Raw genomic sequence first — 11,924 nt, 5'->3', positions numbered from 1 at the left:
CTTGCCGCCTTTACCTCATTACGCATTATTGTCCTTATCGAGCAACCGCTGGCTCAGTTCGAAAATGTGGGTCATCGCCAGCCCGTATGTGCCGGACTTTGCCTCCATCAGGCATCCTTGCCCTGATCGAGCAACAGATTCAGCTGAAGGATATTGACCACTTGCGGGCCAAGGATACCAGCTTGTGTCGCCGACTTGACCTGCTCCGTCAGCAAGGCGGGATCCAGCCCTCGCTGCTTGGCCACTCTGTCCACCTGAGCCAGCACGGCATCCACCGGCAAATGGGGGTCGAGGCCCGAGCCGGAGCGGGTCAGCATGGCGGGAGACTGGACATCACCCTGTGCCTTGGCGAACTCGCTACGCAATGGTGAGCTGACGCCCAGGTTGCTGGCGCCGCTGCCAATGGTGGCGAAGTCACTGGCGGAAGGACGGGAATGAAAGTACTCAGCCCGCTCGAATTTCTGCGCCAGCAGGGCGCTACCGACAAACTCTTGCTTCTTGTTGGTCAACTGGCTGCCATTGGCCTGCCAGGGAAACAGCAACTGGGCCACACCTGTCACTGCCAGGGGGTAGCCGACGCCCAGCAACAGGGTCAGGGTCAGCAGGGTTCTGATTGCGATCATGATTTTCTTGCTCCAAACAGGTTGATGGGATGCAAGCCTGGCTTGCACCCCGCTATGTCGTTACACCAGACCCAGGCCTGTGATGACCAGGTCGATCAGCTTGATGCCGATTAATCGGGTGCACCAGCAGGCCATGGACGCCATGGATTCAGCGTGCTGCGTTCTTGTTTCTACACCAAGCCCAGGCCGGTAATGACCAGATCGATCAGCTTGATGCCGATTAATCGGGTGCACCAGCAGGCCATGGACGCCATGTATTCAGCGCGTTGCGCCCTTGTTCCTACACCAAGCCCAGGCCGGTAATGACCAGATCGATCAACTTGGTGCCGATTAATCGGGTGCACCAGCAGGCCATGGGCACCATGGATTCAGCGCGTTGCGCCCTTGTTCCTACACCAGACCCAGGCCGGTAATGACCAGATCGATCAACTTGATGCCGATAAAGGGCACCAGCAGACCACCGACACCGTAGATCATCAGGTTGCGGCGCAGCAGGCTGGCAGCCGTTCCCTTCAGACTGACACCGCGCAGGGCCAGCGGTACCAGCGCCACAATGATCAGGGCGTTGAAGATGATGGCCGACAAGATGGCGCTTTCGGGGCTACCCAGCTGCATCAGGTTCAGCGCACCCAGTTGCGGATAGGCAGCGATGAACAGGGCCGGCAGTATGGCAAAGTACTTGGCCACGTCGTTGGCGATGGAGAAGGTGGTCAACGCACCGCGGGTCACCAGCAACTGCTTGCCGACCAGTACCACGTCCAGCAGCTTGGTGGGGTTGGAGTCGAGATCCACCAGGTTGCCCGCCTCCTTGGCGGCCTGGGTGCCCTCGTTCATGGCCAGACCCACGTCAGCCTGGGCCAGCGCGGGCGCATCGTTGGCACCGTCACCACACATTGCCACCAGACGTCCGTCCGCCTGCTCCTGGCGTATATAAGCCAGCTTCTTCTCCGGCGTTGCTTCTGCGATAAAGTCATCCACCCCGGCTTCGGCAGCGATGGCGGCGGCGGTCAGCGGGTTGTCACCTGTGATCATCACGGTGCGGATCCCCATGTGACGCAGGATCTGGAAGCGGGCCTTGATGCCTGGCTTGATGATGTCCTTGAGGAACACGACTCCCAGCAGCTTCTCATGGGTGCAGACCAGCAGCGGCGTGCCGCCCTGGCGAGCTATGTGATCCACCGACTTGAGGATTACCTCTGGTACTGCCTTGCGGTCGAGAGAGAGGTAGTTGAGCACCGCATCCACAGCCCCCTTGCGATATTGGTGACCGTTGCGATCCAGGCCGCTCAGGCGGGTCTCGGCACTGAAGGGGATCACCTTGTCGCTCTCCAGCTGGCTCGGCTTGGCCATGCTCTTGCCCGCCAGGGTCAGGATGGACTTGCCCTCCGGCGTATTGTCGCCAAGGGAGGCCAGCATGGCCGCCTGGGCAAGCAGTGAGGGATCCACCCCAGGTGCCGGGATCAGCTCGTCTGCCATGCGGTTACCGAAGGTGATGGTGCCTGTCTTGTCCAGCAACAGGGTGCGCACGTCACCGGCGGCCTCCACGGCACGGCCTGATTTGGCTATCACGTTCAGCTTCACCAGCCGGTCCATACCGGCGATCCCGATGGCGGAGAGCAGACCGCCTATGGTGGTCGGTATCAGGGTGATGAAGAGGGCTATCAGATAGAGCCTGGGTACCTGGGTGCCGTTGTAGTTGAGGAACCAGGGCAGGGTCGCCACCACCAGCAGGAAGATCAGGGTCAGACCCACCAGCAGGGCGTCGAGAGCCATCTCGTTCGGGGTCTTCTGGCGCTTGGCTCCTTCGACCAGGGCTATCATCCGATCCAGTGTGCTTTCACCCGGATTGTTGCTGACGCGTACCCAGATCTCGTCGGAGACAACTGTGGTGTTGCCAGTCACACCACTGCGGTCGGTGCCGGATTCGCGGATGACGGGGGCAGATTCCCCCGTGATGGCGGCTTCGTTGACCGAGGCGATACCGGCGACCACTTCACCATCGGCCGGGATCATCTCGCCGCTGCGTACCAGCACCAGATCGCCTTTCAGCAGGCTGGTGGCAGGCACCCATTCGCCCTGACCATCTTTGGCATCGGTCACCCGACGAGCCTTGAGCTGGCTCATGCCCGCCTTCAGACTGTCGGCTCTCGCCTTGCCACGACCTTCGGCCAGAGTTTCTGCGAAGTTGGCAAACCAGAGGGTCAGCCACAGCCAGGCGGTCAGCTGCCAGGCCAGACTGGGGGCGACCCCAGACAAGGGCTGCCCCAGCAGGGACTCTACGGTTGCCATGACGGCAGCCAGCCAGAGTGTGAACAGAATAGGGCTGCCAAACAGTGCCTTGGGATTGAAGCGGTAAAGCGCTTCGGCCATGGCCTGCACGATTTGCGAGCGTTGCTTTTTACCCTTCACCTTGTCGGCATGGGTTGTGATGGATATGGACTTGCTCATTGAAAAGCTCCCAGTATCAAATAGTTGACCATTGGCATCTGTGATGTGATCGCGCTGGCGTCGTTCATCAGAACGCTCCCTGCATCAGGCTCAGATGCTCGGCTACCGGGCCCAGTGCCAGTACCGGCAGGAAGGAAAGCCCACCTATCAGCAACACTGTGATAATCAGCAAGGTAATGAACAGAGGGCCGCGGATCGGGAAGTCACCCTCACCCGTCTCCTGGCGCGGGGCTCGGGCAAGCTGACCAGCGATGGCAAGCACAGGTATGATGTAACCGAAGCGACCGAGCAGCATGGCCAGGCCGATGGCGATGCATTGCCAGCTATCGGCGGCTGCGAGACCAGCAAAGGCAGAGCCGTTGTTACCCGCTGCCGAGGCATAGGCATAGATCAGCCGTGACAGCCCGTGGGGCCCTTCATGACCAATGATGGTGCTGGCATCCGGCATCAGCAGAGTGACCCCGCCTAACACCAATACCCCGACTGGCATTACCAGCATGCTGGCGACAACCCATTTCATCTCCGTGATACCGAGGCGCTTGCCCAGATAGGTTGGGGTGCGTCCCACCATCAAGCCGCAGAGGAACACGGTCAGCAGCACGAACAGCATCATGCCGTAGATACCCGAGCCCACGCCGCCGAAGATGACCTCGCCGAGCAGCATGTTGATCATGCCGACCATGCCGCCGAGGGGGGTGAAGCTGTCATGCATGGAGTTGACTGCACCGTTGGAGGCAGCAGTGGTAGCGACTTCCCAAATGCTGGAAAGCACGGGGCCGAAGCGGCTCTCCTTGCCTTCCCAGTTGCCCGCCTGGCTGGTGATATGGGCCAGATTGGGATCCAGCTTCATCTCCTGGGAAAGGGAGAGGCAGAGCCCCAGCACGAACAGCAAGGCCATGGCGGTGAGAATGGCACGGCCGTGGCCCGTGTCCTTCACATAGCGACCCAGAGTGCAGACCAGCGCGGCGGGAATGGTCAGCAGGGTGACCATCTCCAGCCAGTTGGAGAGGGCTGTCGGGTTCTCGAACGGATGCGCCGAGTTGACACCGAAGAAGCCACCACCGTTGGAACCGAGCTGCTTGATGGCGATTTGCGAGGCAGCGGGGCCCAGTGGCAGCAGTTGCTCCTGACCTTCCAGACTGTGGAACGGCAGGTAAGCAGACAGGCTCTGGGGCACACCCTGCCACACCAGCAGCAGTGCCATGATCAGCGCCAGTGGCAGCAGCACATAGAGGCAGAAGCGCACCAGATCTTGCCAGAAGTTGCCTAGATGAATGGTCTGCTGGCGGGAGATACCACGAAACAGGGCGACGGCAACGGCTGCACCAGTACCGGCGGAGACGAAGTTCTGGGTGGTAAGCCCCACCATCTGGCTGAAGTAGGAGAGGCTGGCCTCACCGGAATAGGCTTGCCAGTTGGTATTGGTCATGAAGCTGACCGCTGTGTTGAAGGCCAGTTCCCAGTTCAGCCCTGGCAATTGCTGCGGGTTGAGGGGAAGCAGGCCTTGTGCCATCAGGATCAGGAACAGCAGACCGAAACCGGCACCGTTGAAGGCCAGCAGGCTGAGGGCGTAGGACTTCCAATCCTGCTCCCGTCCGTCCGTGCCGCAGCAGGCCAGGGTGGCGCGCTCGATCGGCGACAGCCAGCGGCTCTTGCCTTCAAACACCCGATACATATAGCTGCCAAGCAGGGGTGCTGGCAGCAGGACCAGCAGCACAAAGGCTACCGGATAGATCACTTCTTGCCACATATCAGATCCCTCACTCGTGGCTGCGCGTTAAAGCGCGCAACAGATAACCCATAAGGGCGAGGACCAGCAGCAGATATAGCCAATTCATATCGACTCCATTGAAATAATTAGCTGCAAGAGTCGATGTAAGACAGCATCGACTCCGTTGGTGTAGTTGACGCTGAAAGGGTATGTAAAACAGGCGTAAAGGCGCCATAAAGCAGCATGGGGCGGGCGTAAAATCGGCGTAAAAAGCGAGGGTTTGTCGGGCTGGCGAAGGGCAGATATGAAAAAACCCGGCCTGGACCGGGTTGATAGGAAAAGGGCGAGAGGCTTAGCGCATCGTCACGAACTCTTCCGCGCTGGTGGGATGGGAAGGGTTACGCAATTGTCGAAGCTGATCTGATGGGCCAGCTTCGCATATGGCTAACGCATGGTGACAAACTCTTCCGTGCTGGTGGGATGAGGATAGCAACGCAATTATCGAAGCCAGCCTGATGGTGATGAGGCGGGCTTCACGAACACTTAACGCATGGTCACAAACTCTTCCGCGCTGGTGGGATGAATGGCCACGCAGTTATCGAAATCAGCCTTGGTAGCGCCCATCTTCATGGCGACACCGAAGCCTTGCAGGATCTCGTCCATGGCAAAGCCGATGCCGTGCAGACCGACCACTTTTTCTTCCGGCCCGACACAGACCAGTTTCATGCGGGTGGGTTGGCGATGCTGTGTCAGTGCCGAATACATGGCGGTGAACTGGCTGCGGTACACCTTTACCTGACTCTCGCCATACTCGGCGATGGCCTCCGGCTCGGTCAGGCCTATGGTGCCAATGGGGGGGTGGCTGAACACCACTGTCGGCACCAGATTGTAGTCAAGGTGCTCGTTCGGCTTGTTGTTGAACAACCGCTCCGAGAGGCGGCGACCTGCGGCGACGGCCACCGGGGTCAGCTGGATGCGACCCGTGTTGTCACCCACCGCATAGACGTTGGCGACGTCGGTGTTCTGGAACTTGTCGGTCGGGATAAAACCCTTGTCGTCCAGTTCGATGCCGGCTGCTGTCAGGTCGAGATTGTCGGTGGCTGGCGTGCGGCCAATGGCCCAGATCAGGCAGTCGACCGTGAGGTGGCGACCATCTTCCAGCTGCAGTGTCAGACTGTCATCGGCGTTCTTGATTACCGCTTTGGGAGTGGCATGGGTGTGCAGTTTGGGCCCTTCTTGCGCCATGATCTCCACCAGAGTCTCGTGGATCATGGGATCGAAGTTACGCAGCGGCGCGTGTTTGCGGACCACCAGATGGGTTTCGCTGCCGAGGGCCTGCATCACGCCAGCAATTTCGACGGCGATATAGCCAGCACCGACCACGGCAACTCGCTTGGGCTGCGCCTGCAGATCGAAGAAACCATCAGAATCGATACCCAGTTCGGCACCGGGAATAGTGGGTACTTCAGGGCGGCCACCGGTGGCGATCAGTATGTGATCGGCCGTGTATTGTTCACCATTGACCTCGATCGTGTTGCTATTGACGAAGCGGGCGAAGCCTTTGACGACGGTGATCTGGTTTTTGCCCAGCACATTCTGGTAGGACTGATGGATGCGGCCTATATAGGCCTGGCGGGACTCGACCAGCTTGGCCCAGCTGAATTGATTGAGTGTGGTATCGAAGCCGTAATCGGCGCCATATTTCAGGGCATCGGCGATCTGGCCTGCATACCACATGGCTTTCTTAGGTACACAACCGACGTTGACGCAGGTTCCCCCCAACTCTTTGGCTTCAATCAGGGCAACTTTTTTGCCGTACATGGCAGCCCGGTTCGCCGAGGCAATACCGCCACTGCCGCCGCCGATGGCGATATAGTCAAAATGCTGTGCCATTGCGAGATTCTCCGCTCATTAAGAAGGCAATCACAGCATGATGGGGATAAAGCGGCTGGCTCACAAGAGCCAGCACTCAGTTATGTTGGATTGGCAGGCGAATATGGAACTGGGCGCCATTGCCCGGTTCGCTGGCACAGCTGATGCGGCCTTTCAGCAACTGCACCACCAGGTTGTAGATGATGTGGGTGCCGAGCCCGCTGCCGCCCTGGCCTCGCTTGGAGGTGACAAAGGGGTCGAAGATGCGCGGCAATATCTCCGGCGGTATGCCGCGGCCGTTGTCGCTGTAGTTGATCAGCAGCTCTTCACCCTCTTGTTCCACCTTGATGGTGATCTTCTTGGGCTTGTCCCAGTTATCAAAACCATGGTTGATGGAGTTGAGGATCAGGTTGGAATAGATCTGGGTAAAGCTGCCGGGGAAAGAGAAGATGGACAGCTTGGGATCGCACTGGATATCCACTTCGCACTGGGCTTTTTTCAGCTTGTGACCGAGGGAAACCACTACCTGATGCAGGTTGTCAGCGAGGCTGAAGTTGTAGCGTGCTTCCGATGACTGATCGACTGCCACCTGCTTGAAGCTGGCGATAAGCTCCGAGGCGCGTCTCAGGTTGCTCTGCAGCAACTGCATGGATTCATCGAGGTTGACGGTGAACTCATTGAGGTAAGAGCGCGACAGCTGTTTGGAGTCGATGTGCAGCTTGAAGTCAGCCACTCGCTCCTGCAAATAGGAGGAGGCGGTGACGCTGATGCCGATAGGGGTGTTGATCTCGTGGGCGACCCCTGCGACAAGGGAACCGAGTGAGGCCATTTTTTCCGACTCTACCAGGGTTTGCTGCGCCTGTTTCAGGTCGTCGTACGCCTTGCCCAGTTGGTTGTTGGCATCGCTCAGGCTACGTGTCCGTTCCACCACCTTGCCTTCCAGCAGTTCGTTGAGCTGAATGATCTCTCGCTCAACCTTCTTCAGGCGGGTGATGTCATAACCGAATCCGATCAGATACTTGAGATTGGGGCCTTCGTAAAAGGGGGCGAAGGTCCACTGCAGCACCAGCTCATGGCCCTGCTGGTCATGCATGATGACCTCTTTGTCCTCAATGGCGCCATGATCGGCCAGGGTCAGAGTCAGGTCTTCCCGCTGCTCCTGGCTGACAAACAGATCCAGCCAGTTGTGCTGCAATATTTCCTGCTGGTGATAGCCGGTCAGCAGTATGGCCGCCGGGTTGATGCTGGCGATGTTGAGATCCGGCTCCATGCAACAGATGACCATGTTGGCCGAGTTGATCAGCGTTGCCGAGAAGTCCCGCTCCTGTTGCAGCTGTTCTGCCGCCTGATGGCGCGCCGCAAACTCATCGTTCAGCCGTGCTCGCATCTGGTTGAGGGTGGCGACCAGGGTATCCAGTTCGTCGGGTTTCTTGCGGGGCAGGGGGCGGCCTTCCAGCGTCAGCTCGACTGCCAGTCTGTCCAGATTGAATTTTTGGGCGTAGTTGGCGATGCGGTTGAGATGACGAACCACCAGATAGTAAATGATGATCAGGATGCAGAATGAGACCACCAGCGTCTTGATGGTCTGACTGACCATGATCAGCACGGATTTTTCGATAAGGCGCTGATAGATCTGCTCGAGGGAGGCGGCGACGAAAAGCTTGCCAACCACTTCACCCTGATAGGTGAGGTTGAACTCGCGGGAGATGTCGTAGCTTTCCCGTTCGACCCCCTGGGTCAACAGCGGGACTTCCGAGTTGCCGAGCATCTCCTTGACCATCACGAATTGCATGTTGGGCAGGTTCATGATGCCTTCGATCTGCACCTTGACCTGCTCTTCATCCAGGTTCCACAAACTGGCGGCGATGGGCTGCAGGAAGGAGGCTTCGATCTGGCCGATGCTGTCTTCGATGACGGCAACATCCTTGCGGTAATCCCAGCCAAGCTGAAGCACCGTAATGATCATCGCCAATACGGTACTGCACACCAGAATATAGGAGAGCAGTCGGTATGAGAGTCCGTTGCGGCCGACGGCCTGCGCGGTCTTGGAGAAGAGTCCTGACATGGCGTCCTTGCGGTCTGGATATATTGCCATTTAGTTTAACTGCTTCATGCACTTATGTCGTGTTTCGTTAGCGTGATAAAAATAAGGCCCCGAAACGGGGCCTTGAGCAGTCAATTTGGGTATCAGTGACTCCCTTTCGCCTTGGGCGGAATGGATTCATCAAACACCGGCAGGGGTTTGTGTTCGGAGGCCAGGTAGGTATAGATAACCGGCAGCACGAACAGGGTGAAGATGGTGCCGATCGCCAGACCGGCCACGATCACGATACCGATACTGAAGCGCTGGGCCGCACCGGCACCCGCGGCATACAGCAGCGGGATCAGACCCGCAATCATGGCGGCCGTTGTCATCAGTATGGGGCGCAGACGCACCTTGGCTGCCTGCATCACGGCTTCCATCCGGTTCATGCCATGCAGCAACTGCTCTTCCTTCGCCACTTCGCAGATCAGAATACCGTGCTTGGTAATCAGACCCACTAGCGTGATAAGGCCCACCTGGGAGTAGATGTTCATGGTGGCCATGCCCCATGCCAGCGCAATCAAGGCGCCACTGATGGCAAGAGGGACAGATACCATGATGACAAGGGGGTCACGCACGGATTCGAACTGGATCGCCAGCACCAGGAAGATGATGGCGAGGGCCAGTGCGAACGTGGCGTAGAGCGCATTGCCCTCGGTCACGAACTGGCGGGCTTCACCCATGAAGTCGTAGCGATAGCCTTGCGGCAGCTTCTCTTCGGCTGTGGCCTTGAACCAGTTGATTGCATCTCCCATGGCCACGCCCGGTGCCGGCACTGCGCCTATGGTGGCCGAGTTCAGCTGGTTGAAGTGGGGCAGGGCTCGGGGCTCACCGACCACTTCGATACTGATGAGGCTCCCCAGCGGAATGGATTTACCGTCAGCCGCCCGCACGTAGTAACCCTTGATGGATTCCGGGTTCATGCGGTACTTGCGCTCGACCTGCGGGATCACCTCATAGGAGCGGCCATCTAGATCGATACGGTTGACGTAACCGTCCGCCATCATGGTGCCCATGGTGATACCTATGTCCTGCATGGTGATGCCGTAAGCACCCGCCTTGTCCTTGTCGATCTTGATCTTCATGGTGGCGGAGTCGTAGTTCAGATCGAGATCCGAATAAACGAATTGGCCGTTGGCCTGGGTGGCCGCCAGCATTTCACCGGCGATCAGGAACAGGCTTTCGAAGCTCTTCGGCGTCGTGATGACGAACTGGATCGGCAGACCGCTCGACGCCCCTGGCAGTTCCGGGAACTGGAAGGTGGTGATGGCCATGCCGGGGATGTCTTTCACCAGATTGGCAACCCGGTCCAGTACCTCTTTCTGGCTCGCTTCACGCTGGCTCCAGGGCACCATGGAGGCGATACCAAAGGCCTGGTTGGCATTGAACACACCGGAGAAGACCTGGGAGTAGGCGATTTCCGGCTGCTCATCCAGGATCTTGTTCACGTCCGCCATGGTGTTTTCGATGTAGTCCAGGTTGGCGTTGGACGGTGCCGTACCCAGCACGGCCATAACCCCCTTGTCCTCTGACGGAGCCAGTTCACTGGGGATGAACTTGAACAGCAGCGGCAGGCTGCCGAACACTATGACGGCAAACACCAGGACCACGATGCGCTTTTGCATCACGGCGTGCAGCATGCTGTCGTAGCGGTCTGTCATCCGTTCCAGCAGGTGATGAACCGTGCTCTCGAACTTGCCCGGCTTTTCGTTGGCCTTGAGCATCTTGGCGCACATCATGGGCGACAGGGTCAGGGCTATGATGCCGGAGACAAATACCGCCCCCGCCAGGGTCAGGGCAAACTCCTTGAACAGGGAACCCGTGATGCCTCCCATCAGGGCGATCGGCGCGTACACAGCCGCCAGGGTGACCGTCATGGCGATAACCGGCACGGCTATCTCGCGGGTCCCTATGATGGCGGCCCGGAAGGGTTCCTCCCCCTGTTTGATATGCCGATCGACGTTCTCCAGCACCACTATGGCGTCATCCACCACCAGACCGATGGCCAGTACCATGGCCAGCAAGGTCATCAGGTTTATGGAGAAACCGAACAGATCCATCATCATCACTACGCCGATCAGACTGAGCGGTATTGTGATGATCGGGATGATGACCGCGCGGAAGGAGCCAAGGAACAAGGTGATCACCACCAGCACTATGGCAGCTGCTTCCAGTATGGTTTTGATAACCTCGTGGATGGACTCGTTGATGGCGATGGTTGAGTCATACAGCACATTGGTCTGCATGGTGCTCGGCATGTTGCTCTTCAGGCTTGGCATCAACTCCAGTACATCGTGGGCGATGTTGATGGGGTTGGCAGTCGGTGCTGCGTTGACCGCCATGACCACGGCTTCGCGACCATTGGCACTGGCGCGATAGATGTCGTGGCTCTTCTCCAGCGTCACCTTGGCGATGTCGGAGAGGCGGATCACCTTGCCGTCACGGGTGGCGACGACCAGCCGTTTGAGCTCGTCGGTATCGCTGACCTGGGTTTCGGCATTGCCGTTGAACAGGGTGAAGTAACCCGTCGCCTGACCGGTGGCTGACTGATAGTTGTTGCTGTTGAGCACAGTCATCACGTCGCTGGCGGTCAGGTTGAAGGCTGCCATCTTGGCCGGATCCAGCCATACCCGCAGGGCAAATTCGACCCCACCGTAGAGGTCAACCTTGGACACACCGCCCACGGTGAACAGCTGCGGCTTGATGACCCGTTCCAGATAGTCGGTGATCTGGCTGGAGTTGAGCTCCGGGCTGGTGAAGCCAAGATACAGCACTGCCGTGGTCGAGCCGGTGGAGGAGGTGACCGAAGGGTCTTCCGCCTCTTTCGGCAACTGGGAGCGTACCGAGTTGACCTTGGCCAGTATGTCGGAGAGCGCGGCGTTGGGGTCCGTGTTCAGCTTCATGAAGGCCGTGACAGTGGAGCTGCCCAGCTGACTGGAGGAGGTCATGAAGTCGATGTTGTCGGCTTGTGCCACCGCCTGTTCCAGCGGCTGGGTGATGAATCCCTGGATCAGGTCTGCACTGGCGCCATAGTAGCTGGTGCTGACCGTGATCACCGTATTGGTCACCTCGGGGTATTCCCGCACCTGCATCTTGAAGATGGCCTGAAAGCCCAGCAGGGCGATCAGGAAGCTGAGCGAGATCGCCAGCACAGGCCGTTTTATAAATATGTCAGTAAATCGCATTG

6 protein-coding genes are annotated in these 11,924 nt (G+C 58.6%); all 6 read right to left on the bottom strand.

The genetic code is table 11. The features are described from left to right. Positions 1 to 107: 107 nt before the first annotated feature. Complete coding sequence (locus AC1P02_RS04810) at positions 108 to 623, bottom strand: potassium-transporting ATPase subunit C (protein ID WP_005319497.1); 516 nt, start codon at positions 621 to 623, stop codon at positions 108 to 110. A gap of 390 nt (positions 624 to 1,013) precedes the next feature. Then, on the bottom strand, positions 1,014 to 3,071 hold the full coding sequence (gene kdpB, locus AC1P02_RS04805; protein ID WP_042873548.1) for a potassium-transporting ATPase subunit KdpB: 2,058 nt from the start codon (positions 3,069 to 3,071) through the stop codon (positions 1,014 to 1,016). Positions 3,072 to 3,138: 67 nt separating this feature from the next. Then, a complete protein-coding gene (kdpA, locus tag AC1P02_RS04800) occupies positions 3,139 to 4,821 on the bottom strand; it encodes a potassium-transporting ATPase subunit KdpA (protein WP_096119790.1) in 1,683 nt (560 codons plus the stop codon). Positions 4,822 to 5,325: 504 nt separating this feature from the next. Further along, positions 5,326 to 6,675, bottom strand: a complete 1,350-nt coding sequence (gene gorA / locus AC1P02_RS04795; RefSeq protein WP_485184316.1) for a glutathione-disulfide reductase — start codon at positions 6,673 to 6,675, stop codon at positions 5,326 to 5,328. Between the two features lie 76 nt (positions 6,676 to 6,751). After that, complete coding sequence (locus AC1P02_RS04790; RefSeq protein WP_059169625.1) at positions 6,752 to 8,749, bottom strand: ATP-binding protein; 1,998 nt, start codon at positions 8,747 to 8,749, stop codon at positions 6,752 to 6,754. A 92-nt stretch (positions 8,750 to 8,841) separates the two neighbouring features. After that, entirely contained in the window at positions 8,842 to 11,922 is a 3,081-nt protein-coding gene (locus tag AC1P02_RS04785; RefSeq protein ID WP_058395526.1) for a multidrug efflux RND transporter permease subunit, read from the bottom strand. Positions 11,923 to 11,924 lie beyond the last annotated feature (2 nt).

It is taken from the genome of Aeromonas sp. TS_SC_11, assembly GCF_057318915.1.
This window is presented reverse-complemented; position numbering and strand designations above follow the sequence as displayed.